This is a genomic window from Saccharopolyspora erythraea NRRL 2338 (assembly GCF_000062885.1).
GTDB lineage: Bacteria > Actinomycetota > Actinomycetes > Mycobacteriales > Pseudonocardiaceae > Saccharopolyspora_D > Saccharopolyspora_D erythraea.
Map to the genome: position 1 here is coordinate 6,416,717 of NC_009142.1, position 23,690 is coordinate 6,440,406.

Annotated in this window: 21 protein-coding genes; 13 read left to right on the forward strand and 8 right to left on the reverse strand. The window is 72.0% G+C overall.

The genetic code is table 11. The features are described 5' to 3' along the window. Positions 1-91: 91 nt before the first annotated feature. The gene (gene dacB, locus SACE_RS27380; RefSeq protein WP_009948122.1) at positions 92-1,609 is read right to left on the reverse strand and encodes a D-alanyl-D-alanine carboxypeptidase/D-alanyl-D-alanine endopeptidase; all 1,518 of its coding nucleotides are present in this window, start codon (positions 1,607-1,609) and stop codon (positions 92-94) included. Positions 1,610-2,244: 635 nt separating this feature from the next. Between dacB and SACE_RS27390 the strand changes: the two genes are divergently transcribed. After that, positions 2,245-2,439, forward strand: coding sequence for a hypothetical protein (locus SACE_RS27390; protein ID WP_011874815.1), 195 nt, complete (start codon positions 2,245-2,247; stop codon positions 2,437-2,439). A 96-nt stretch (positions 2,440-2,535) separates the two neighbouring features. On the opposite strand, the gene SACE_RS27395 is transcribed toward SACE_RS27390, so the two are convergent. After that, entirely contained in the window at positions 2,536-3,144 is a 609-nt protein-coding gene (locus SACE_RS27395; protein WP_009948118.1) for a LysE family translocator, read from the reverse strand. Positions 3,145-3,239: 95 nt separating this feature from the next. Here SACE_RS27395 and SACE_RS27400 point away from each other — a divergent pair, with 95 nt between their 5' ends. After that, entirely contained in the window at positions 3,240-3,740 is a 501-nt protein-coding gene (locus SACE_RS27400; protein ID WP_009948117.1) for an Lrp/AsnC family transcriptional regulator, read from the forward strand. A gap of 54 nt (positions 3,741-3,794) precedes the next feature. On the opposite strand, the gene SACE_RS38005 is transcribed toward SACE_RS27400, so the two are convergent. The 3 genes from SACE_RS38005 to pyk all read right to left on the reverse strand — a co-directional run bounded on the left by SACE_RS38005 (position 3,795) and on the right by pyk (position 6,870). Next, positions 3,795-3,959 (reverse strand): hypothetical protein, encoded by a 165-nt coding sequence (locus tag SACE_RS38005; RefSeq protein ID WP_009948116.1) that lies wholly within the window; start codon positions 3,957-3,959, stop codon positions 3,795-3,797. Positions 3,960-4,424: 465 nt separating this feature from the next. Beyond that, complete coding sequence (gene tesB, locus SACE_RS27405) at positions 4,425-5,360, reverse strand: acyl-CoA thioesterase II (protein WP_009948115.1); 936 nt, start codon at positions 5,358-5,360, stop codon at positions 4,425-4,427. Positions 5,361-5,448: 88 nt separating this feature from the next. Next, positions 5,449-6,870 (reverse strand): pyruvate kinase, encoded by a 1,422-nt coding sequence (gene pyk / locus SACE_RS27410; RefSeq protein WP_009948113.1) that lies wholly within the window; start codon positions 6,868-6,870, stop codon positions 5,449-5,451. A gap of 75 nt (positions 6,871-6,945) precedes the next feature. Here pyk and SACE_RS27415 point away from each other — a divergent pair, with 75 nt between their 5' ends. The 3 genes from SACE_RS27415 to SACE_RS27425 are packed head-to-tail and all read left to right on the forward strand — an operon-like array spanning position 6,946 to position 8,386. Next, positions 6,946-7,287 carry a VanZ family protein gene (locus SACE_RS27415; protein ID WP_009948111.1) on the forward strand — a complete coding sequence of 114 codons (342 nt, stop codon included), beginning with the start codon at positions 6,946-6,948 and terminating at the stop codon, positions 7,285-7,287. A gap of 13 nt (positions 7,288-7,300) precedes the next feature. After that, positions 7,301-7,921, forward strand: coding sequence for a TetR/AcrR family transcriptional regulator (locus SACE_RS27420; protein ID WP_011874819.1), 621 nt, complete (start codon positions 7,301-7,303; stop codon positions 7,919-7,921). A gap of 42 nt (positions 7,922-7,963) precedes the next feature. After that, complete coding sequence (locus SACE_RS27425; RefSeq protein ID WP_009948109.1) at positions 7,964-8,386, forward strand: ester cyclase; 423 nt, start codon at positions 7,964-7,966, stop codon at positions 8,384-8,386. Positions 8,387-8,462: 76 nt separating this feature from the next. Here the strand turns inward: SACE_RS27425 and SACE_RS27430 are convergent, their stop codons facing one another. After that, entirely contained in the window at positions 8,463-9,122 is a 660-nt protein-coding gene (locus tag SACE_RS27430; protein ID WP_009948108.1) for a DUF2461 domain-containing protein, read from the reverse strand. Positions 9,123-9,325: 203 nt separating this feature from the next. Here SACE_RS27430 and SACE_RS27435 point away from each other — a divergent pair, with 203 nt between their 5' ends. Continuing rightward, positions 9,326-9,730, forward strand: coding sequence for a hypothetical protein (locus tag SACE_RS27435; RefSeq protein ID WP_231849801.1), 405 nt, complete (start codon positions 9,326-9,328; stop codon positions 9,728-9,730). Positions 9,731-9,756: 26 nt separating this feature from the next. Here SACE_RS27435 and SACE_RS27440 read toward each other — a convergent pair whose 3' ends face one another. Further along, the gene (locus SACE_RS27440) at positions 9,757-10,209 is read right to left on the reverse strand and encodes a L,D-transpeptidase (protein ID WP_009948106.1); all 453 of its coding nucleotides are present in this window, start codon (positions 10,207-10,209) and stop codon (positions 9,757-9,759) included. Positions 10,210-10,517: 308 nt separating this feature from the next. On the opposite strand from SACE_RS27440, the gene SACE_RS27445 reads away from it, so the two are divergent. The 4 genes from SACE_RS27445 (at position 10,518) to SACE_RS27460 (ending at position 16,737) form a co-directional block, all read left to right on the forward strand. Further along, complete coding sequence (locus SACE_RS27445) at positions 10,518-10,793, forward strand: hypothetical protein (RefSeq protein WP_009948105.1); 276 nt, start codon at positions 10,518-10,520, stop codon at positions 10,791-10,793. An 83-nt stretch (positions 10,794-10,876) separates the two neighbouring features. Then, complete coding sequence (locus tag SACE_RS27450; protein ID WP_009948103.1) at positions 10,877-13,237, forward strand: ATP-binding protein; 2,361 nt, start codon at positions 10,877-10,879, stop codon at positions 13,235-13,237. Between the two features lie 118 nt (positions 13,238-13,355). After that, complete coding sequence (locus tag SACE_RS27455; protein ID WP_231849803.1) at positions 13,356-14,201, forward strand: transglycosylase SLT domain-containing protein; 846 nt, start codon at positions 13,356-13,358, stop codon at positions 14,199-14,201. Between the two features lie 244 nt (positions 14,202-14,445). Continuing rightward, positions 14,446-16,737: a HelD family protein gene (locus tag SACE_RS27460; RefSeq protein WP_009948100.1), complete on the forward strand. Its 2,292-nt coding sequence runs from the start codon at positions 14,446-14,448 to the stop codon at positions 16,735-16,737. 317 nt (positions 16,738-17,054) lie between these two features. On the opposite strand, the gene SACE_RS27465 is transcribed toward SACE_RS27460, so the two are convergent. Next, on the reverse strand, positions 17,055-18,341 hold the full coding sequence (locus SACE_RS27465) for an MFS transporter (protein WP_009948098.1): 1,287 nt from the start codon (positions 18,339-18,341) through the stop codon (positions 17,055-17,057). Between the two features lie 150 nt (positions 18,342-18,491). Here SACE_RS27465 and SACE_RS27470 point away from each other — a divergent pair, with 150 nt between their 5' ends. The 3 genes from SACE_RS27470 to SACE_RS27480 all read left to right on the forward strand — a co-directional run bounded on the left by SACE_RS27470 (position 18,492) and on the right by SACE_RS27480 (position 23,642). Next, a complete protein-coding gene (locus tag SACE_RS27470) occupies positions 18,492-19,265 on the forward strand; it encodes an IclR family transcriptional regulator (protein WP_009948097.1) in 774 nt (257 codons plus the stop codon). Positions 19,266-19,654: 389 nt separating this feature from the next. Further along, positions 19,655-21,565, forward strand: coding sequence for a glycosyltransferase (locus SACE_RS27475; RefSeq protein WP_143538241.1), 1,911 nt, complete (start codon positions 19,655-19,657; stop codon positions 21,563-21,565). A gap of 67 nt (positions 21,566-21,632) precedes the next feature. Further along, entirely contained in the window at positions 21,633-23,642 is a 2,010-nt protein-coding gene (locus tag SACE_RS27480; protein ID WP_231849805.1) for a glycosyltransferase, read from the forward strand. Positions 23,643-23,690 lie beyond the last annotated feature (48 nt).

Genomic DNA, 23,690 nt, shown 5'->3' on the forward strand with positions numbered 1-23,690 from the left:
CCACAACGCCGGACATCGCGTTCCCTGCCATCACGCGAACAGCCGTCTTTCTCCGCTGTGCGCGGAAACAGCGGTGCGCGTGCTCAGGCGGTCAGCACGCCTTGACCCACGAGCACTCCAGCGCCGACTCGTCGACGCCGGTGGCCGGGTCGTCGGCGGGCAGCGGCGCGCGCCGCACACGTGGCGTCGACGGCGCGTCGGCCGCGCCGTCGTACTCGGCGAGCCGGACGGCGATGGCGTCCTCGAGGTCCTTCGGCGAGGAGGACACGAAGTCGTTGAACACCACCGAGAACACCAGTGGCCGGCCGTTGGCGGCGGTTACGTAACCGGAGAGCGAAGTGACCCCGGTCAGCGAACCGGTCTTGGCGTGGACGTTGTCCTGCCCGGGAGTTCCCACCATCCGCGAACGCAAGGTGCCGCCGACCATCCGGTCCGCATTGCCCGCGACCGGCAGGGAGTCGTACCAGACCTGGAACCACGGGCGCTGCCGCGCGTTGTCGAGCAGCAAGGCGAGCTGCCGCGGCGTCACAGCGTCCATCGTGGACAGACCGGAGCCGTCGACCATGCGCATCACCTTCGAGTCCACGCCCAGGCCGTTGAGCTTCTCGTTGAGCACCTCGATGCCGCCACCCCACGTGCCGGTGCCGGTGGCCTGCCTGCCCATCGCCTTGACCAGCACCTCGGCGTGGCCGTTGTTGCTGAGCTTCATGAACGGCACGAGCAGATCCCGCAGCGGCATCGAGTCGCGGCCGGCCAGCGACCGCGCACCCTCCGGCGTCCGGCCCGGCGCGACCCCGCCCACCTGCACGCCGTGGGCCGCGAGCGCGCGGGCGAACACGTCACCGGCGTAGGCGGCGGGATCGGGCACGGTGCTGAAGTCCTCGACGACGGGTCCGCCTGCCGGCACCGATCCGCTGACCACGACCCGGTTTCCGCCGTGCTCGCGCTCGACCGACAGCGCGGGAGCGCTGCCCGGCGCGGAGGTCGTGGTCCGGTTGTCGATCTCCAGCACGGCCGTCGCCGGTTCGAGGGCGACCTCCGCCGGCTCGCCCTCGGCGCCCGGCGTCGCGCGCACCAGCGCGGTCCCCGCGTCGAAGTCGGTGTTGGGCGCGACGGTGAGCGCCGAGATCGGCGCGGCGTAGTAGTAGGGCTCGTCGTCCCAGGCCCAGCCCGAACCCAGTGGCACGTCGTCGAACGCACCGGCGTCGGTGCGCAGCTTCCCCTTCACCTCGCGCACACCGCTCTCGGCGACCTGCGCGGCGAGCCGGTCGTAGTCGGCGGCCAGCATCGTCGGATCGCCGGTGCCGCGCAGGAACAAATCGCCCTGCAGGACCGGACCCCGCTGCTGGCCATCGGTGAGGACGTCGGTGCGGAACCGGTAGTCCGGGCCCAGTGCCTCCAGCGCGGCCGCCGCGGTGAGCAGCTTCGCGTTCGACGCGGGCGTGGCGCGCGCGTCGGCCTGGCTGCTGTAGAGCACCTCGTCGGTCTCGGGGTCGCGGACCACGACCCCGGCGTGCGAACCGTCGAGCCGGGGATCGGCGAGGATCTTGTCGAGGTCGACGCGCAACGCGTCGGGCCCCGCGGGAGCGGCGGTGGTCGGAGCCGCCACCGCGATCGAAGCACCAAGCACCGAAACCAGACCTATGGAAACACCCCAACGACGACGCATTCGGCAACCCCTCGGCAGGACTGGACGGTCACCGCCGGACACGGGTCGGCGACCGCGAGCGATGAGGCAGCCTAGAGCTGGTCTTCAGCGGCGGTCAACGCGTTCGGCGCTGCGCACGGCTCCACGGGATCCGCGCGCCGGGTCCCATTCTGCGCGGAGCCCCGGTTCCCGACCACGCCGGAACACCCGAACGGGAAGTCGCGGCAGGGTTCCCCTGTGCCGTGACGTCCAGGTCTCCTCGGCGGAATCGTCGGAGCATGCTGGGAAATCCTCGCCCGTTCCAGCCCGAAGCGTTCGCGCGCGGTAGTCGGCCCGGTGGTGCTCGTGCTGGTCGGTGCGACTGCTTGCGGCAGCCCGGTGCTCGAACGCCGGAGCGGGCTCGAAGCGACGCTTCCGGTGCAGGAGGACGTTCCGGGCTACCTCCACGTCAACCGGGAAGCGGTGACCGGCAACGCCCTGCGCGACCAGCGCCAGTCCGACCAGGCGGAGGAAGACGGCTGGACCTGCGAGGGCCTGCTAGGGCGAGGCACGGCCGCTTTCGCGGACTGGACGTACCACAGAGCCAGGCCCTCGCGATGCCCACGGGCAGGATCGTGGTGACGCGGACCGTCACGGTCGTGGCGCTCATCAGGACCTACCGCCAGGAGGGTCACTGGAACACCGGCAGCGACGACGGCACGGTCAGCGAGGACGACCCGCGCAGGGACCCCGTCCGGATGTGGCTCCAGGTGCACTTTCGGAAAAACCAGGACGCCCTCGCCCAGTCCTGACCGAAGCCACGACCTGACCAGCCCAGTGGCCGCCGCGCGAAAAGCGCGGCCTTCCCGCGGGTTGCGCGGAAAGGCCGTCGCGACAGGTGAACTCGGTCAGGAGAAGGCGATCGAGGTGGCCATCGCCAGCAGCGCGCCCCCGCAGCAGCGCTCGAACACCTTGCGGCGGCCCGGGTCGGCCAGCAGCGCCGAGAGCCGGCGCACCGACGGGACCACCAGCAGCCACCACAGGCCGAACGCACCGACGGCGACCGCGCTGAGCAGAGCGGCCTGCGACATCGGGTCGCCCGCCGGGTCCATCGCCTGCGGCAGCAGCGTCAGGAAGGTCAGCATCACCTTCGGGTTGAGCACGTCGATCAGCAGGCCGCGCAGGAACACCGACCGCCCGGAACGCGGCACGTCGGCGGTCGCCTGCTGCTGCGCCGCGCCGGACCTGCGCAGGATCTGGACCCCCATGTACCCCAGGTAGACCACGCCGATCGCCTTGACCACGACCAGCGCGGGCGGAACCGTCATCAGCAGCGCCGACAGCCCCAGCGTGGCGGCGGTGGCGTGGATGAGCAGCCCGCAGGTGACGCCCGCCGCGGCCAGCCACCCCTTCCGCGCACCGGTCGCCGCGCTGCTGGTCACCACCACGAAGTCCGGTCCCGGAACCAGGACGATCACCACCAGGGCGAGCAGGTACGGCCCCCACGCGATGTGCACGACTCCTCCTTCTCCTCACGCACGCGTCTGAAAAGCAGGCCGATCGTGCGCGGAACGTTCGCCGTCACGCCACATCCACCGTAGAATGTTCGGTTATGCGTGAATCCGTAGAACTCGATTCGGTGGACTGGCAGATCCTCGAGGAGTTGCAGAACGACGCGACCCTGCCCAACCGCACGCTCGCCGATCGGGTCGGGCTGGCCGCGTCGAGCTGCCTGCAACGGGTGCGCCGGCTGCGTGAACAGGGCGTGATCAGGGGGTCGCACATCGACGTCGACCCGGCGGCCACCGGGCTGGCGCTGGAGGCGATCGTGTCGATCAACGTCCGGCCGCACACCCGCGAAGTCGTCGACCAGTTCCGCAAGTTCGTGCTGGCGCAGCCCGAGACGCGGTCGCTGCTGCACGTCAGCGGGCAGGCCGACTTCCTCCTGCACGTCGCGGTGGCCGACACCGCGCACCTGCAGGGCTTCCTGGTCGACAAGCTGGCGTCGCGCCCGGAGGTCCGCCACTTCACCAGCTCGATCGTGCTGGAGCAGGTGCACACCCGGGCGCTGACGGCGCCCGCGCACCTGCGGCCGAAGCGGCGACGCAAGTAGCGGCACGAAGGACCCCGCCCGACCTGGCCGGGCGGAGGTCCGCCGTGCCGGGTATCAGCCCGCCGGGAAGAGCTGTCCGGCCGGGATGATCCGCTGCGCGGTGTTCGGGCTCGACCACAGCAGCTTCATCGCCGCCTCACCACCTCGTTCGGTCTGCTCCAGCCGGAGGGTGTGGCGACGGCGCAATCGGAGCCCGGGCGGGACGGTGTGCTCGGTCACGCGGAGTTCGTGGCGGCGCGGGAGGCGCGGGTGAGCTCATAGCCGGCGTGGTGCTCGCCGATGCTTCGACCAGTTGCGGGTCCTGGGTGATGAACAGCATGATCGCGCCCATCAGCAGCGTAGCCGACACCATGCCGCCCAGCGCCGTGCCGAACGACCGGTCGGCGAACAGCCGCAGGTCCAGCAGCGGATGCTTCAGCCTTCGCTGCCCGCGGACGAAGACGACGGCGAATGCTGCGCCGATCGCACCGCGGCGGGCAAGTTGTCGCAGACAGGTCGGAGCGGTCGACCGATCTTTGACATCCGGCACGGGACCCCGCGATGAACGCACCGGGCGGGGAGGTCCGGACCGCCTGCGCGATCGGTGCTGGACCGGCCCGGACAGCGAAGAACCCCGCCGGACCGCGTGGTCGGGCGGGGTTGCGCGTCCTTCGGCGTCAGCGGCCGGAGACCGTCAGCGCGGCGTCACTGGTTGACGCGCAGCAGGCCCTCCTGCACCACGGTCGCGACGAGGCGTCCGTCGCGGGAGAAGAAGCGCCCGGTCGCCAGGCCGCGCGCACCGGAGGCGCTCGGCGACGCGCAGTCGTAGAGCAGCCACTCGTCGGCGCGGAAGCGGCGGTGGAACCACATCGCGTGGTCCAGGCTCGCGCCGGAGACGTCGTCGAACCCCCAGTAGACGCCGTGCCTGCCGAGGACGGCGTCCAGCAGCGTCAGGTCGGAGGCGAAGGCGACCATGCAGACGTGCAGCAGCGGGTCGTCGGGCAGCGAGCCGTCGGCCTTCATCCACACCTGGCTGCGCGCCTCGCGGTTGTCGCTGCCGCGGCGCTCCCACGGCGGGTCGGTGACGTAGCGGACGTCGATCGGGCGGGGCTGCGCCCGCCCCAGCTTCCTGAGCATCTCCCCCGCGAGCTCGCCGTAGGTCGGCAGCGTCTCGGGGTCGGGTACCTCCGGCATCGGCTCCTGGTGGTCGATGCCGTCCTCCTCGACCTGGAAGGAGGCCGAGAGCGAGAAGATCGCCTTGCCACGCTGCACGGCGACCACTCGACGGGTTGTGAACGACCGGCCGTCCCGGGTGCGGTCCACCTCGTAGACGATCGGGATGCTCGGGTCCCCGGGCCGGATGAAGTAGGCGTGCAGCGAGTGCACCGACCGGTCCTCCGGCACCGTGCGACCCGCGGCGACCAGGGCCTGCCCCGCGACCTGACCTCCGAAGACCCGCACCGGGGACTCCGCCGGGCTGACGCCGCGGAAGATGTTCTCCTCGATGCGCTCGAGGTCCAGCAGCGCCACCAGGTCGTCCAGCACGGGCTGGCCGTGCGGCACGCCGTGGTCCAGCGCAACTGAGCCGTCGATGCGGCTGCCCGCCGGGTCGGCGGCGGCAGCTCTGGCCGCTTCGGTCACTGCGGACTCCTCGGGTCGCGCGCCGCGGTGGCCGGTTTTCCGGGCCGGGGCCGGAAAACTGCCACCTGCGGCACTGGCCCGGCCAGGATCAGATGTGGTCTTCCTCGCCCAGCCGGTGCACACGGATCAGGTTGGTCGACCCGACGGTGCCCGGCGGCGAACCCGCGACGATGACGACCATGTCGCCCCGCTGGGAACGTCCCAGCGACAGCATCGCCTGGTCCACCTGCCGTACCATCTGGTCGGTCGTGTCCACCTTAGGCACGAGGAACGTCTCCGTCCCCCAAGTGAGAGCGAGCTGACTGCGCACCGACTCCTCGGGGGTGAAGGCCAGCAGAGGCAGCCGGGTGTGCAGCCGCGCGAGCCTTCGCACGGTGTCGCCGGACTGCGTGAACGCCACCAGCGCCTTGGCGTTGAGCCGCTCCCCGATGTCGCGGGCGGCGTAGGAGATCACGCCGCGCTTGGTGCGCGGGACGTGGCTCAGCGGCGGCGGCGCGGTGGAACCGGCCTCGACGGCCTCGACGATGCGCGCCATCGTCTGCACCGTCTCCACCGGGTAGCGCCCGACGCTGGTCTCGCCGGAGAGCATCACCGCGTCGGTGCCGTCGAGCACCGCGTTGGCGACGTCGGAGGTCTCGGCCCGGGTCGGACGCGAGTTCTGGATCATCGAGTCCAGCATCTGGGTGGCCACGATGACCGGCTTGGCGTTCTCCCGCGCTATGCGGATCGCCTTCTTCTGCACCAGCGGCACGTGCTCGAGCGGGACCTCGACGCCCAGGTCGCCGCGCGCGACCATGATGCCGTCGAAGGCCAGCACGATGGCCTCGAGGTTGTCGACCGCCTCCGGCTTCTCCAGCTTGGCGATCACCGGCGCCCGGCGCCCGACCCGGTCCATCACCTGGTGCACCAGGTCGATGTCGGCGGGGCTGCGCACGAACGACAGCGCGACGAAGTCCACGCCGAGCTGGAGGGCGAACTCCAGGTCCTCGACGTCCTTCTCCGACAGGGCGGGCACCGAGATGTCCATGCCGGGCATGGACAGGCCCTTGTTGTCCGAGACCGGACCGCCCTCGGTCACCTCGCACACCACGTCGTTGTCCTCGACCGCGCTGACGACCAGGCCGACCTTGCCGTCGTCGACCAGGAGCCGGTCACCGACCTTGGCGTCGGAGGCCAGCCCCTTGTAGGTGGTGGACACGCGGTCGTGGGTGCCCTGGACATCGTCGACCGTGATTCGTACGACGTCGCCGGTGCGCCACTCGACCGGCCCGGCGGCGAACTTGCCGAGGCGGATCTTCGGTCCCTGCAGGTCACCCAGGACGCCCACGGCGCGGCCGGACTCCTTGGCCGCGGCCCGGACCATGTCGTAGACCCGCTGGTGATCGGTGTGGCTGCCGTGGCTGAAGTTCAGCCGGGCGACGTCCATTCCGCTGCTGACGAGCTCCGCCATCCGCTCGGGATTGGCAGTGGCGGGGCCCATGGTACAAACGATCTTGGCTCGTCGACTCACGTTGGGTCAGCCTAGTCTGTTGACCGCCGCGTGCAGTACGCAGCGTCGGCTGCGGAGTCGAATCGGGGAACATCGTTGCTGGATCATTACAGAGCGCAGCTCACCAGGGTTCCGTTCGGTCTGGCGGTGGCGGCCAGCCTGGTCGTCCTGTTCACCCCCGAATCCGGCGTTCCGGTCGCGCCGCCCGGCACCGACAAGGTCGTGCACCTGCTGCTGTTCGCGGCGCTGGCGATCACCGGCCGGATGGCGGGCCTGCGTCGCCCGCTGCTGCCGGGCCTGCTGGCCTACGCGGTGTTGTCCGAGGTCGCGCAGGGCCTGCTGCCGATCGGGCGCAGCTTCGACCCGGTCGACATCGGCTTCGACGCGCTGGGCGCGGTGGCCGGTTGGACGGTGGTCGCGGTGTCGCGCCGCGGCTGATTTGCTGGTCGGCATGCACCAGACCCGCGGGCCGGGACGGCCGCCGAAGCTGACGAGGGACGCGGTGGTCGGGGCGGCCGAGGAGATCGTCCGGCGCGACGGGGTCGACGCGCTGACGATGCGCTCCGTGGCCGTCGCGCTCGGAGCCTCCCCGATGTCGCTGTACCGGCACGTGGGAGGCAAGGACGAGCTGCTGGTGCTGCTGCTCGACCGCGCCGCCCGGCAGATCGTGGCGCCGGACCTCCCCGCCGATCCCCGTGAGCGGCTGACGGCTCTGTGCACGCTCCTGCACGACGAGCTGGTACCCCGCCCCTGGGCGGTGCGGGTGCTCGCGGCGGGCAACCTCGTCGGCCCGTCGGTGCTGTGGCTGATCGAGGACATCACCGCGAGCTTCGCGGCTTGCGGGCTCGATCCCGACGCCGCATACGACGCTTACCGGGTGGTGTGGCGGTTCGTCGTGGGCGAGCTGGTGGTGCGGCAGTCGGCGCGGACCGAGCCGGCCCAGTCGCGGCAGGTGCTCGGCGAGGTCGACGCCTCGCGGTACCCGGCGCTGGCGGCGGTGGCGCACCCCAGGACGACGGAGACCTTCGGCCCCGGGCTGGAGGCGTTGCTGGACGGGCTGACCCGCGGGTAGTACTTTTGCGTACACGTACGCAAACCTTGGGGGTGTCGCCGGATGGAACCGACCGCGCACGAGCTGTACCGCCGCTGGCTGCCCGGGCTGTGGAACGCGCCGCCGGAGGAGATGGCCGGCATCGCGGAAGGGATCTTCACCGCCGACGCCATTGCGCACTGGGGGCCGGGCAGGGACTACAGCGGAGCGCGGGTCATCGCCGACAAGGTGCGCGAGGGCGTCGAGATGTTCGACGACGTGGTGGTCGAGCTGGAGCACGGGCCGATCGTCGACGGCGACCTGGTGGCCGCGCGGTGGACCTTCGCGGGGCGTTTCCGCGGCGGCGTGCCCGACTTCCCGGGCAAGGCCGGGGCCGAGGTCCGCTACCACGGCATGGACCTGTTGCGGGTCCGCGACGGCCGCTTCGCGGAGTACTGGCCGATGGGCGACAACCTGACCCTGATGCAGCAGCTCGGCCTGGCGTGAGGCCGCCGGGCGCACTTGGCCCGCTGCCACGCGATGCTGACGCGCCACGTGCGACCGTCAGCGGCGCCGCTTCGCCTCAGCGGCGCTTCTTCTCCGTCAGTCCGATGTGGTCGGCGCACCACTGGTTCAGCTCGCGCACCTGCTTCCAGCTCCGGCGCACCCGCTGCAGGCAGTCGCGCTCGTGCAGGACGTCGTCGGGTTCCCATCGCCGGAGGGCGTAGAGGGTGCGGTGGCGCAGCAGGTCGAGCCTCGGGTGGTCCTCGGACACCCCGCGCGGACGGCTCTTGAGCCTCTCCCCCGCGATCTCCCAGCCCCGCAACGAGTCCAGGATCTCGCGCAGCCGCTCGCCGTGGATCTCGGTGTCGACGGCGGTGCGGAAACGGGCGAGCTGGTCGGACTCGGTGTGGTAGCAGCCGCCCGCGACGAGCATCCCGGCCGCGCTGATCTCGACGTAGTAGGCGCCGCCACCGCGTCCCTGCTCGATCACCGCGCCGCAGTGGGTCTTGTACGGCGACTTGTCGGAGCTGAACCGCACGTCGCGGTGCGGGCGGAACACCTTGCCGCTGCCGAACCCGGGGCCGAACTCCGGCTCCAGCTCGGCGACCAGCGCCTCCATCGGCCCGCGCACGTGCTCCCGGTAGAGCTGGAGGTTGTCGGTCCAGAACGCCTTGGAGTTGTCCTCCTCCAACTGCTCGAAGAACTCCACCGCACCGTCGCCGAAACCCTCGAACCGCACGGGCCAACCCTAGAACAGCGCCCGTCGCTCCAGTCCGACCGATCTCCGGCTACGCCGAGCGGGTACGAGTCGCCCGGGAAGCTTGCCCGGCGGAACCGAACGCCGATTGGATCGCCGACATCGCGAACACACGGCAGTCGGTCGGAGGGCGCTCGTCAGGAGCGGATGAGGTTCCGTACCCGCTGCTGGTGCTCGGCGGTGCCGTGGCTGCCCTTTGGGCGGCCAGCGGCACCCTCTACGTCGCGGTCGCCGTCCCCGCGACCGGCCTCTCGCCGCTGGAGCACGCGAGGCAGGTGCTCGCGGCGATGCCCTACATCGCGGCCGTCGTGGTCGTCCTCGGCGTACCGCTCGCACTCGTGGTGGACCGGTTCTGCCGCCTACGGCGATGGGGACCGGGCAGCGTTGTGGCCGCTTTCGCCGTACTCGGCGTGTTGGCGGGGCTGCTCCTCTGGGCGGTGCTCGGGCGCGACCCGCTTTTCATGTGGCCCGCGGTGGTCGCGGCACCGGCCGGGCGCGCCGCCGCCGAGAGCCTCGCGCGGCGCCGCTGGGTGCTGGCCGTGCTCACCGCCGCGCCGGTCGCCATCTCCGCGATGCCGCTGGCCGGCTGACGCGCCGCGGGCGACGCGCCGGGACCTCACTTGACGACCTGGACCTCGTCGCCCGGGTTGAGGGTGTCGAAGAACCGCTTCGCCGCGGTCGTGGACAGGTGGATGCAGCCGTTGGACTGCTGCTCCAGGCTGCCCTCGTGGAAGGCGACGCCGGTCTTGGTGAAGAACACCGAGTTCGGCATCGGCGCGTTGTTGAACTCGGTGCTGACGTGGTCGGCGTCCTTCCAGAGCACCTTGTGCACGCCCTCCGGGGTTTCCGATCCGGGCTTGCCGCTCGTGGTGGGGACGGGCCCGTAGGTGGTCTTGCCGTTGTCCTGCAGCCAAGCCTGGTTGGTCGACAGGCTCACGCACGCCTTCGCGCTGGCCTGGCACGGGCTGGGGCTGCCGCCGGTGGCCTGCGCGCTCAGCGCCCCACCGGCGAGCACGCCGCCCGCGACCAGTGCCGCGACGGTCAGCGCTGGAGCTTTCCTGGTGCCCATCGCTCTCCTCACATCCTCCGTGCGCATCGCTGTGCGCCCCCTAGACGGTGCCACACGTCCGGAGGACGTTCGCGCGTCCGCCCAGGCCGGGCCGTGCCTGAGGCCGACCCGGCGTCGGCACGCGTTCGTTCCGGATCAGGCCGTTGCGCTGCTGAAACGAAGACGTGCGATCTGTGGCGGACGCCACTACGGTGCCGGGGGACCGACCCCCACGAAACGTGTCCGGCGCCTCACCCGACGGGGTCGGCGACCGGACACCTGCCGAAAGTCCCTGTTCCCCGAGCCGGTCTTCGGAGGAAATGGAACCCATGCGCTCCCCCCGACGTAACCGCCCCGCGTCCACGTTCTTCCTCACCCTCGTCACCACCGGAGTCCTCTGCGCCTGGCTGAGCGTGCCGGGCCAGGGCACCGAACCCGCCGACAACGGCCGGAGCACCGGCCCGGTGCCGGTCCTGGAGGGCGACGGCGCCGTGACCGGACCCGGCGCCCGCGACCCCGACGCCTACGGCGGCGGGAAGTCCTCCGGCGACCTCCAGCGCGAGTACGGCTGCGAGCGCGGGTACGTGCCCGCCGAGCACTGCTAGCGGCCGCGCGCACGCGGGTTCGAGTAGCGATGGTGCGATCGTCTTCGCAGGCCACGCCGCCGCGAGCGGGTTACGCTCGGGATGTGGTCTCCACTGCACAGGCCCGTGTTCGGGAGCCGGCGGGCAACCTCCCGGTCGACGTCACGAGCTTCGTCGGCCGCAGGCGCGAGATCACGCTCACCAAGCGGCTGCTGGCCGAGTCCAGGGTCGTGACCATCACCGGTCCCGGGGGCGTCGGCAAGACGCGGCTGGCGCTTCGGGTGGCGGGCAACATGCGGCGGTCGTTCCGCGACAAGGTGTGGTGCGTCGGGCTGGAGGACGTGCTCGACCCCCGATTGCTGACCGACGCCGTCATCGACCAGCTCGGGCTGGGCGGCCCGTCCTCGGGCGATGACATCGACACCGTCGTCGAGCACCTGAAGAACCGCGAGATCCTGCTGGTGCTCGACAACTGCGAGCAGATCGTCGACGCCGTCGCCGACCTCGTCGACAGCGTGATCCGGTGGTGCCCCGGCGTGCGGGTGCTGGCCACCAGCAGGCAGTCGCTGGGCGTGGCCGGGGAGAGCACGCTGTCGCTGGCGCCGCTGCAGGTGCCCGACATCGACAACCTGCCGCCCGCCGACGCCTACGAGCAGTTCGCCTCGGTGCGGCTGTTCGTCGACCGCGCCAAGGCCGCCGTGCCGGAGTTCGAGGTCGACGAGCACAACGCCGCCTCCCTGATGCGGCTGTGCTACCACCTCGACGGCAACCCGCTGGCGATCGAGCTGGCCGCGGTGCGGCTGCGCTCGCTGTCGCCGCAGCAGCTGGAGGAGCGGCTGGCCGAGCGCTACGACCTGCTCAGCGAGGGCAGGCGGGGCGCCCCGGCGCGCCAGCAGAGCCTGCGCGCGCTGATCGACTGGAGCTACGAGCTGGCCTCCGACCAGGACAAGCTCGCCTGGGCGCGGGTGTCGGCCTTCTCCGGCAGCTTCGACCTGGACGCCGCCGAGTTCGTCGCGGGCGGCGCCGAGCTGGACCGGCTGGACGTGGTCGGGGCCATGCACTCGCTGGTGGACAAGTCGATCCTGATCCGCGAGGAGGACGGCGGCGAGGTCCGCTTCCGCCTGCTGCACGCGCTGCGCGAGTACGGGCAGGAGAAGCTGGCCGCCTCCGGCGAGGCGGAGGACGTGCGCAGGCGGCACCTGCGCTGGTACGACCGGATGATCGAGCGCTTCGCCATGGAGTGGGTCGGACCCGAGCAGGTCGCGTGGGTCAACCGGCTCACCAGCGAGCAGTCGAACCTGCGCACCGCGATGAAGTCGGCGCTGGACCAGCCTCCCGAGCACGGCACCGCCCTGCGCGTGACCCGGAACATGGCGATCTTCTGGGGCATCCGGGGCCTGGCCGGGGAGGCCAGGTACTGGCTGGACCAGGCGCTCGAGGCGTCCCCGCAACCGAGCCGCGAACGGGTGTCGGCGCTGCGCAGCACCGCCTGGTTCGCCCTGCTGCAGGGCGACCACGACGCGGCGCGGCCACCGCTGGAGGAGGCGCTGTCGCTGGCCGGGGAGTACGCGGGCCCGATCGAGCGCTCCTACCTCCAGCAGACGCGCGGGATGGCCGAGTTCTTCGACGGCAGGCTCGACCGGGCGGGCGAGCTGTTCCGCGAGTCGCTGGGCGGCTTCCAGGAGCACAACGTCCCCGGCGGCGAGCTGTTCGCGCTGTTCGGCCTGGGCCTGACGCGCGGGCTGAGCGGCGACCACACCCTCGGCCTGGACCTGCTGGAGCGCTGCGTGCGGCTCAGCACCGACCTCGGCGAGCTGTTCTGGCGCTCGCACGCGCTGTGGGCGACGGCGCACGTGGAGGTCTCGCGCGGCGAGGTCGACCACGCCGAGGAGGTGGCCAAGGAGGCGCTGCGGCTCCAGCGCAGGCTGTCCAACCGGCTGGCCACGGCTTTCACCCTGGACACACTGGCGTGGACGGCCGGCATCCAGGGCCGCCACGAACGTGCGGCCCGGTTGTTCGGTGCCGCCGCCGCCGTGTGGGAGGCGCTGCGAGCCGCGCCCGCCTACTATTCGACGTTCGAGATCGGGCACGACGAGCACGTGTCCCGGGTGCGGGAGGCGCTGGGCGACCGCGACTTCCAGGAGGCGTTCGACCGCGGCTACGAGATGCCGCCGGCCGCCGCGCACGACTTCGCCCTCGAGTCCAAGAAGCACGCCCGCGCCACGACCGCGCGGCGCGACAACGTCCACCCGATGCCGCTGACCCGCCGGGAGCGCGAGATCGCCGAGCTGGTCGCGCAGGGCCGGACGAACAAGGAGATCGCCGAGGGCCTGGTGATCGCCCAGCGCACCGTCGAGGGGCACGTGCAGAACATCCTGACCAAGCTCGACTTCACCTCGCGGGCCCAGATCGCGGGCTGGATCGCCGGGCAGAAGCAGAGTGGCCCAGCCGACACCGGGACCTGATATTTTCACGCACCGTCACCAATTGGAGGCGTGACGTCGCCCGAAGGGCGTAAACCAGGTACCTGGGCCGTTGCAAACCTCGGTGTGCAGCACTCTCCGTATCCGGACTCTTGGATGCGTGACCTCCCGAAACCCCGAAACCCCCGAGACCCCCGAAACCCCGACCACCCCCGAAACCGCCTCCAGCCCCTTCGCGCGCCTCCGGGAGAGGGTGGCGCCCGCGGTGGCCTGGTGGCACCACGACGACACCGGCAACGGCCGGCTGTCCCCGCGGATGCGCTCGGTGCAGCTCGGCGCCGTGGTCGCCGCCGCGGGCGTCGTCGGCGTGCTCAGCGGCATCGGCCAGCCGGCCGAGCCGGAACACGTGCAGAGCGCGCACGTCGCCCAGGCCGCCGAGACCGCCCCGCTGCGGGCGGCGACTCCGGTCGAGGCCACGTCTCCGGCTCCCGCGGCGGCTCCCGCGGCGGCTCCCGCGGCGGCTCCCGCGGCGGCTCCGGTGGAGGCCGCTCCGGGCGGCGCTCCCGCCGCCGTCCAGGAGCGCGGCGCCGAGGCCGCGCCGAAGGAGCGCTCCGCGGCCGCGCCCGCGGCCCCGGCCGACCCGCCGAAGGACCAGCTCGACGGCTGGATCAAGGAGGCGGTGGCCGTGCTGGAGGCCAACGGCACCCCGAAGAGCAAGGCCGACGTCGAGGACATCCGCACGATCATCGAGCACGAGTCCGGTGGCGACCCCAAGATCGTCAACAACTGGGACTCCAACGCCGCGATGGGCACCCCGTCGAAGGGCCTGATGCAGACCATCGAGCCGACCTTCGAGTCCTACGCGCTGCCCGGCCACGGCGACATCCTGGACCCGGTGGACAACATCATCGCCGGTGTCCGGTACTCGATCGACCGCTACGGCTCGGTCTCCGACGTGCCAGGCGTGGTCGGGGTCGACTCCGGCGGCAGCTACCGCGGCTACTGATCCAGCACACTCCCCCGACAACCGAACACCGTTCCCCCGAACCCAGGCGGCCGGTTCCCTTCCCCCGAGGACCGGCCGCCTGCCTCTGCCCAGGGCCGGAATGCGACCCGCCCGCCGCGGCGTTGCACGCCCCGGCCGCTCGCGAGCGGGCTGCCCGCCGCCGTGCGACAGGTATATTGGCGGGTCGGGCCGCATCCGCCTGCGGCCGCCGAACCTGGCCGTGTGAGCGCAGAAGGTGGAGCCATTGTCCAGCCCCCGAGCTGATCGGGAAGCCGACCGGACCGACGAGATCACCGCCGAACAGCAGTACGTCTCGATGCTGTACGCCAAGCTCGACGAGCTGCGGCGCGACACCACGAAGCGTCTCACCGAGACGCTGCGCCAGACCGGCGGGACGCCGCAGGCGCGCACCGAGCGCGACATCTCCACCACGATGTACACCGACAAGCTGACCCAGCTCAGCGCGGTGGAGCACGGGCTGTGCTTCGGGCGCCTGGACCTCGACAGCGGCGAGGTCTTCCACGTCGGCAGGCTCGGGCTGTTCGACGAGGAGGACGAGTACGAGCCGCTGCTGATCGACTGGCGGGCCCCGGCGGCCCGGCCGTTCTACCTGGCCACCGCGGCCGCCCGCGACGGCGTGCGGCGCCGCAGGCACCTGCGCACCCGCTGGCGCGAGGTGGTCGACTTCGAGGACGAGGTGCTCGACCTCGACGCCGCCGAGCAGGGCAGCGACCTGGGCCTGGCGGGCGAGGCCACGCTGCTGGCCGCGCTGGACGCCCGGCGCACCGGGCAGATGGGCGACATCGTCGCCACCATCCAGGCCGAGCAGGACCAGATCATCCGCGCCGGGATGAACGGCGTGCTGGTCGTGCAGGGCGGGCCGGGCACCGGCAAGACCGCCGTCGCGCTGCACCGCGCCGCCTACCTGCTCTACACCTTCCGCGAGCAGCTCACCAAGCGCGGTGTGCTCGTGGTCGGCCCGAACTCGACCTTCCTGCGCTACATCGGGCAGGTGCTGCCCTCGCTCGGCGAGACCGGCGTGCTGCTGTCCACCGTCGGCGGCCTGTTCCCGGGCATCACGGCGACGGCCGCGGAGCCCGCGCGCGCCGCGGAGATCAAGGGCTGGGCGAGCATGGTCGACGTGCTCACCGCCGCGGTCCGCGACCGGCAGCAGGCGCCCAAGGACCACATCGAGGTGCAGTTCGACCGCGAACCGCTGCGGATCCAGCGGCGTGACGTCACCCACGCCCGCACGCGCGCCCGCCGCTCGCGCAAGCCGCACAACCTGGCCCGGCGGGTCTTCCTGCAGGAGATGTTCTCGGCGCTGACCACCCAGGTCGCCGACCGGCTCGGCCGGGACCTGCTGGACCGCCGCGACCTCGACGAGATCAACGTCGAGCTGCGCGGCGACCCGGCGGTCGTCGAGGCCCTGGACGGGCTGTGGCCGGAGCTGACCCCGCAGGAGGTGCTCGACGACCTGCTGTCCTCGCCGGAGCGGCTGACCACCGCCGCGCGCAAGCACCTCGACCCCGGCGAGCGGGAGGAGCTGCTGCGCGAGCCCGGGGCCGAGTGGACCCCGGCCGACGTGCCGCTGCTGGACGAGCTGGCCGAGCTGCTCGGCGTGGACGACGCCAAGGAGCGCGAGGAGCGGGCCAGGCAGGCCCGCGAGGAGCTGGCCTACGCCCAGGGCGTGCTGCACATCATGGAGCAGGACGAGGAGATCGCCGACGAGGAGCGGCTGCGCGTCTCCGACGTCCTGGACGCCGAGCTGCTCGCCGAGCGCCACCAGACGCGCAGCGACCTGACCGCCGCCGAGCGCGCCGCCGAGGACCGCACCTGGACCTTCGGCCACGTGATCGTCGACGAGGCGCAGGAGCTGTCGGAGATGGCGTGGCGGGTGCTGATGCGTCGCTGCCCGAGCCGGTCGATGACGCTGGTCGGCGACATCGCCCAGACCGGCGCGCCGGGCGGGGCCAGGTCCTGGCACGAGGTGCTCGGCCCCTACGTCGCCGACCGGTGGAAGCTCGCGGAGCTGACGGTCAACTACCGCACGCCTGCCGAGATCATGACCGTCGCCGCCGACGTGCTCGACGCGATGGACACCGAGCTGGAGGCGCCGACCTCGGTGCGCAGCAGCGGTCACCGGCCGTGGCTGCGCCACGTCGCCGAGGAACGGCTGGCGACGGAGCTCCCGGGCGTCGTGGCCGACGAGCTGCACGCGGTCGGCGACGGCAGGCTCGCGGTGCTGCTGCCGCCGGAGCGGCTGGCCGAGCTGGGCGGGAAGGTGGCCGAGGAGGTGCCGGGCACCGCCGTCGGCACCCGCCCCGACGGCCTGGAGTCGCCCGCGGTGCTGCTCACCGTGGAGCAGGCCAAGGGCCTGGAGTTCGACTCGGTGCTGGTCGTGGACCCCGCAGGGGTCGTGGAGGAGTCCGAGCGCGGGCTCAACGACCTCTACGTCGCGCTGACGCGCGCGACGCAGCGGCTCGGCGTCGTGCACACCGGCGAGGTCCCCGACGTGCTGGGCGCCCTGAGCTGACCGCGCGGGCCCGGACCGTGCTCGCCGGTCCGGGCCGCGCTGTGGTCCGACCCGCGTCCTGGGGTGTCCCGATCGCCGAGTCGTCGGGCTCCCCCGATCGTCGAGGCTCTGTTTCACAAGCGGCGGAGCCGCTTGCGGTGGGGACTCAACTGGACCACCCGCGGGTTCTCAGCCGTCTTCTCGCGAGGACAGCTTCGACGCCCCGGGACATACGTCAGTCGAAGATCCCGGAGTGAGAAGGCGGCTGAGGTTCCGCCAAGCGCCCCACTACGCAAGCCACATCCGAAACACGTCCGAGTCGTCGCGTCGCGCCCGTGTCAGGTCGTCGCGGCGACCTCCGCCGGGCGCTGTCCGCGCACCAGCGGGGTGATCAGCGCCGACGCCACCATCGTCGCGGCCATCATGACGAACGACGCCGCCGTGCCGCCGGTGGCGTCGTTGAGCCATCCCACCAGGTAGGTCCCGAAGAACCCGCCTACCGAGCCCGCCGTGTTCACGCACGCGATCCCGGCACCGGCGAAGTTCTTCGGCAGGATCTCCGCGACGTGGGCGAAGTAGGGCCCGTACGGCGCGTACATCGCACCGCCGGCCAGCACCAGCAGCGCGAACGCGGGCCAGAAGTTGTCGGGTCCCAGCAGATACGACAGGTAGAAGCCGACACCGCCGAACAGCAGCCACGGCCACACGAACCGGGGGCGGCTGCCCGCGCGGTCCGACAGCCGGGAGTTGAGAACCATCAGCAGTGCCGCGACGCCGAACGGGATCGCCGCGAGCAGCCCGCTCATCCCGATGCCCTGGCCGGTGCCCGCCGCCACGATGCTGGGCAGCCAGAACACCAGGCCGTAGACGCCGACGCTCCACAGCAGGTACTGCGCCGAGAGCAGCACCACCGGCCGTGAGCGGAAGGCCGCCGCGAAGGTGCTCGCGGGCGTGGCCTGCGCGCGCTCGGCGTCCAGCGCGGAGATCACGCGCCTCTTCTCGCCCTCGTCGAGCCACTTCGCCTCGGCCGGGTGATCCGACACAAGCGCGCGGAACACGAACGCCCACACCACCGCGGGCAGGCCCTCGATGATGAACATCTCCCGCCAGCTCGTGAGCTCGACCAGGTAGCCGGAGACGGCGTTGAGCCACATCACGGTGATCGGGTTGCCGAGGATCAGGATCGCGTTCGCGCTGCCGCGCTCGCCCCTGGTGAACCACCTGGCGAGGAACACCACCATCGCGGGCAGCACCGCCGCCTCGACCGCTCCGAGCAGGAAGCGCACCACGATCAGCAGCACCGCGCTGTGCAGGAGTCCCTGCACGGCGGCCAGCAGCCCCCACGCGAGGGTGCACCAGAAGATCAGCCCGCGCACGCTGCGCCGCTCGGCGTAGAGCGTGCCGGGGATCTGGAAGAGGCAGTAGCCGAGGAAGAAGGACGCGCCGATCAGCGAGGACATCGCGCCGGTGAGGACCAGCTCCTCCTTCATCCCGCCGGCGACGCCGATCGAGAAGTTGGAGCGGTCCAGGTAGGCCAGCGAGTAGGTCACGAACGCGACCGGCAGCAGGCGGAACCACCGCTGCCTCCCCAGCTCGGCGGGACCGGTCGGTGCGGGTGCTGTCACGGCGGACTCCCTTGTACGCCTTGCGCTTCGGTTGTTTTCCGCGATGCGGGAAGCTTTACTGTGTTGTGGAAGCCTAAGGACGAAGATCCAGGTCGGTCAACAGCGAGGCGATAACATCCGCGGCACCGGTCCACGACAGATTGGGGAAGCGTGCCGGACGCGCCCGACGCCGCACCGCGCGGCGACATGGTGAGCAAGGCGCTGCGCCTGCTGGTCCTGCTCGGCGAGGCACCGCGCGGGATGACGCTGTCCGAACTGGCCAGACGCGCCGGCTACCCGGTCAGCACCACGCACCGGCTGCTCACCTCGATCGCCCGCGAGGACTTCGCGGTGCTCGACGAGGAACGCCGCTGGAACCTCGGACTCCGCCTGTTCGAGCTGGGCCAGCGCGTGCTGCACGCCCGCGGCTTCACCGAGCTGGCCACCCCGGTGCTGCGGCGGATCACCCGGGAGACCGGCGAGCCGACGCTCATGGCGGTGCTCGACGGCCACAGCCAGCTCTACGTGCACTACGTCGAGGGCACGCGGCAGGTGCAGATCACCGGCGAACCCGGCCAGCGCGGCCCGCTGCACGCCACCTCGATGGGCAAGTGCCTGATCGCCTTCGCCTCCGAGCAGGCGCGCGAGGAACTGCTCGAAACCGTGGAGCTGCCCCCGCTCGGCCCCCGGACCATCACCGACCGGCAGCGCTTCCGCGAGGAGATCGAGCGGGTGCGCCGGGACGGGTACGCGATCGCCGACGAGGAGCACGAGGAGGGCATCCTCGCCATCGGCGTGCCGGTGCTCAACCCGGCCGGGATCGCGGTTGCCGCCGTGTCCAGCGCCGCACCCGCCTTCCGCAGCTCCGTCGAGGAGCTCCGCTCCTACCTCCCGCATCTGCGCCGGGCCGCGAAGGAACTCGCCGTCGGCCTGCCGCCGCGGTAGCCGTCGCAGGCCGGGATCCCCGGCGGCGTAGCGGAAAAGCGTGGTTTCCAGAGGTCAGCCGCTGGGGGCGTTCGCCTTCCGTCGAGCTGGAAGGCGGAATTCTGCCGCTGTTCGCCAAGTCGCGCGTGGAGAGCTTCCCGGACCCCGGACCCGGCGTGCTCCCGCCGCCCGATCCGGGGAACCCGATCAGGGCGAATACGTCACCGGACAAGGTGATCAGCGGTTTTTTCCGGGCGGTCGCGGCGCCCGCGTCCCCTACATTGCAGCCTGATGCGACGGCCGCCCCAGGCCGAAACCAGTTCCCGCGCCGCTTGCAGGCCTCCTCGTTCCTCCGGACTCCACCGCTGCCGAGCCGCACGGGACCGTCCGCACCCCAGGAGCTGCAGCAGATGGCCGAAGACGCACCGACCACGACGGAACCGCCTGCGCCGCTTCGGCCGCAGAGACCTCGCAGCGGTGGGGTGCTGCTCGCCCACCGCACGTTCTTCGCCGGTCCGTCGACGCTGGCGCCCGACGAGCTGTACTCGCGGGCCCGCCGGGGCGCGGTGCTCCGGGAGCGCGAGCGGGTCACGCTGGAACCGCACACCAGGCTCACCACCAACACCTACTTCGGACGGTTCGCGGCCAGCCACTGGCAGCGCTGGACCGAGATCGGCGTCGTCGAGGTCACCGCGCTGGTCCACGGCGCGGGCCGGGTCTCGGTCGCGGCCTCCGACAGCTCCGGCGACCAGCGCACCGTGTCCACCACGGTGGTCGCCGGACCGGAGGAGCAGGCGGTGCGCCTGACCGCGCGCATCGACCGGTTCGTCGACGGCGGTGCGCTGTGGCTGGACGTGGAGACCGACGACGAGCAGGTGACGGTCGAGAACGTCCGCTGGCTGGTGCAGGCCCCGCGCACCCCGCGCCCGACCGCGCTGGTGATCTCCACCCGCAACCGCCCGGACCACTGCGTCGACGCGCTGGTCGAGCTGGTCCGCGACACCGAGCTGCTGGGCAGGCTCGACTCGGTGCACGTGGTCGACCAGGGCGAGGACCGCGCCGAGGACCACTCGCGGTTCGGCTTCGTCAGCCGGGTGCTCGGGCCGAAGCTGCACTACCTGCGGCAGCAGAACCTCGGCATCGCAGGCGGTTTCTCGCGCGGGCTGGCCGAGAGCGTGCGCTGCCGGGGCCGGGTCAACACCCTGCTCATCGACGACGACGTCCGGCTGGAACCGGAGACGCTGTCGCGCCTGATGACCTTCGCCGCCTGCACCGCCGAGCCCTCGCTGGTGGGCGGGCAGCTGCTGTGCGAGCTGCACCCCGACCAGCTCGACCCCGTCCTGGCCGGCTCGGGCCCGGACCTCACCGGGCTCGGCACCGCACCGGCCGGCGGCCCGGTCCCGCAGGTCAGCGGTCCGGCCGCCCAGAGCCTCGATCCGGGCGCCCCGGCCAGCGTGCTGCGCCGCACGCTGGACCGCCGGGAGGACGCCGCGTCCAACGCCGGGTGGTGCTGCCTGGTCCCGTCCGAGGTGGCGGCCCGCATCGGCTACCCGTTGCCGTTCTTCCAGCAGTGGGACGACGTCGAGTTCGGGCTGCGCGCCCGCGCCGCCGGCTACCCCACGATCGCGCTGCCCGGAGCCGGGGTCTGGCACGGCGACTCCCGTTGGCGCAGCCAGGACGACCACGCCGGCTACTTCCACCTGCGCAACGGCCTGATCACCGCGGGCCTGCACGGCGGGTTCGGGGTGGCGGTGGTGGCGCGCCGGATGCTGGGCGCGCTCGTCGAGGACCTGGTGTCGATGCGCTACGGCCTGGCCGCCACCCGCATCCGCGCGGTCGAGGACTTCCTGCGCGGGCCCGAAGGTCTCGACGACGGCGGGATCGAGGCGGCCGTGCTGGTCGCCAAGCTCCGCGCCGAGTTCCCCGAAACGCACTGCGTGCCCGCCGTGGAGGTGCCGGGCGAGGTGGCGCTGTGCGCCGCCGGTCCCGCCCCGCGCCGGCCGCGGCTGGCGATGCTGGCCCGCCTCGTCGCGCACCTGTGCAACCGGCCGGCCGGCAGCGCCGCGATCCAGGCCGCCGACGAGAAGTGGTGGCACGTCTCGCGGTTCCGCACCGCGGTCGTCACCGACCCGTCCCAGCGCGGCGTCCGCGTCCGCCGGTTCGACCGGGAGCTGATGCTCCGGCTCTGCAGGCGGAGCGCCCTGGTGCTGTGGCGGTTCCTGCGCCACGGCGCCAGAACCGCCCACCGATACCGCGAAACCGCGTCGACGCTGAGCAGTCCCGCGAACTGGGAGCGGCTGTTCAGCGGTCCGGCTCGCTGAGTCGAACCCCGCGGCGGACGCCGACCGCCTGCCGGCTTCGCCGCCCTGTTGCCCGCACCGACTCCTGATGTCATCCGCACCCGCCAAGAACTGGACGACGACCATGCCCACCAACCTCGCCGGCCACCTGGCCCAGCCGGACCCCGCCCCGGTCATCTCGCCACCCGCACTGCTCCAGCGCATCGTCATGCCGCGCACCACCGACCCGATGGACGTGCGCGCGCTCTACTTCGACGAGTCCCCGCCGCCGGCCCGCATCGCCCGCGGCAAGCACCTGCGCGCGGTCGGCGCGCCCGCGCGCAACGCCCGCCCGCTCTCCCGCAGCTCGGTCCACGTGCGGGAGCGCAGCACGGTGTCGTTCTCGGCCTACTTCAACGCCTTCCCGGCCGGCTACTGGCGCCGGTGGACCACGATCACCGCGATCCGGCTGAACCTGATGCTGGAGGGCCCCGGCCGGGTGGACGTCTACCGGTCGCGGGCCGACGGCGGCCGGGTGCACGTGCGCAGCGCACCGTTCGACGCACCCGGCGCGCACGAGCTCAACCTGATCCTGGAGCTCGGCCCGTTCGAGGACGGCGGCTGGTACTGGTTCGACGTCACCACCGAGGACGAGCCGGTGGTGCTGCACTCCGGCGGCTGGTACGCGCTGGTGCCACCGCCCGGACGGGCGTCGGTCGCGCTGGGCATGCCGACGTTCAACCGCCCCGCCGACTGCGTGGCCACGCTGCGCGCGATCGCCGGGGACGAGATGCTGCGCGAGGTCGTGACCGCGCTGATCATCCCGGACCAGGGCGCGGACAAGGTCTGCGACCAGGAGGGCTTCGGCGAGGTGCGGGAGGTGCTCGGCGACCGGCTGCGGATCGTCGACCAGCCCAACCTCGGCGGCTCCGGCGGCTACGCGCGCATCATGTACGAGGCGCTGACCACGACCGACTGCGAGCAGATCCTGTTCATGGACGACGACGTCCAGCTCGAACCGGACACGATCCTGCGGGCGCTGGCGTTCTCCCGCTTCGCCCGCCAGCCGATGCTGGTCGGCGGCCAGATGCTCAACCTGCCCGCGCGCTCGCAGCTGCACGTGATGGGCGAGATCGTCGACCGCGGCGGGTTCGGGTGGCGGCACCACCCCGACACCGACACCGACCACGACTTCGCCGAGCAGCCGCTGCGGCACACGCCATGGCTGCACAAGCGCGTCGACGTCGACTACAACGCCTGGTGGATGTGCATGATCCCGCGGGCGGTCGCCGAGCGGATCGGGCTGCCGCTGCCGCTGTTCATCAAGTGGGACGACGTGGAGTACGGGCTGCGGGCCGGGGCGGCCGGGTTCCCGACGGTCACGGTGCCCGGCATCGCGGTCTGGCACATGTCCTTCGCCGACAAGCACGACAGCCTGAACTGGCAGGAGTACTTCCTCACCCGCAACCAGCTGGTGGTGGCCGCTCTGCACGGCCCGCCGCGCCCGACCCGGCTGCTGCTGGAGAGCCTCAAGATCAGCCTGCACCGGCTGCTGTCGATGGAGTACTCCACCGTCGCGCTGCGGGAGATGGCCGTGCGCGACTTCCTGGCCGGGCCCGAGACGCTGTTCAGCAAGCTGGAGACCGCGCTGCCCGAGGTCCGCAAGCGCGGCGGGGAGTTCGAGGACACCCGCATGCTGTGGTCGGCAGGCGACCTGCCGCCGGCGGCTGCGCGGTTCGCGGAGCCGCCGCGGACCGCGGCGTCGGAGCAGAGGCCTGCGAACCCCGCGCTGAAGCTGGGCGGCCTGGTTCGCGGGATCGTGCACAACCTGACACCGGTCGACCCGGAGAACCAGAAGCGCCCGCAGCACAACCTGAACCCGGCGCAGGCCCGCTGGACGGTGCTGTCCGCCCTGGACACCGCCACGGTGTCGTCCACCGACGGTCGCGGGGTGCGGCTGCTGCGGCGCGACCGCGAGCAGTTCTGGCAGTTGCTCGCGACGTCGCTGCGCCTGCACTTCACGCTCGCCCGGCGCTTCCCCGGTTTGCAGCGCCGCTACCTGGCGTCGTTCAAGCGGCTGACCGCCGTCGAACGCTGGAAGCGCGTTTTCGAGCAGTAGCTGAGCATTCCGCTGTGGCCGGGGTTCGCGGACCCCGGCCACACGCAT

Bases quoted from the DNA above. Each gene is read 5' to 3' on its own strand.
- SACE_RS27425 (WP_009948109.1), top strand. From the start codon at position 7,964: ATGGAACCGACCGCGCACGAGCTGTACCGCCGCTGGCTGCCCGGGCTG.
- SACE_RS27420 (WP_011874819.1), top strand. From the start codon at position 7,301: ATGCACCAGACCCGCGGGCCGGGACGGCCGCCGAAGCTGACGAGGGAC.
- SACE_RS27475 (WP_143538241.1), top strand. From the start codon at position 19,655: ATGGCCGAAGACGCACCGACCACGACGGAACCGCCTGCGCCGCTTCGG.
- SACE_RS27400 (WP_009948117.1), top strand. From the start codon at position 3,240: ATGCGTGAATCCGTAGAACTCGATTCGGTGGACTGGCAGATCCTCGAG.
- SACE_RS27445 (WP_009948105.1), top strand. From the start codon at position 10,518: ATGCGCTCCCCCCGACGTAACCGCCCCGCGTCCACGTTCTTCCTCACC.
- SACE_RS27480 (WP_231849805.1), top strand. From the start codon at position 21,633: ATGTCATCCGCACCCGCCAAGAACTGGACGACGACCATGCCCACCAAC.
- SACE_RS27390 (WP_011874815.1), top strand. From the start codon at position 2,245: ATGCCCACGGGCAGGATCGTGGTGACGCGGACCGTCACGGTCGTGGCG.
- SACE_RS27440 (WP_009948106.1), bottom strand. From the start codon at position 10,209: ATGGGCACCAGGAAAGCTCCAGCGCTGACCGTCGCGGCACTGGTCGCG.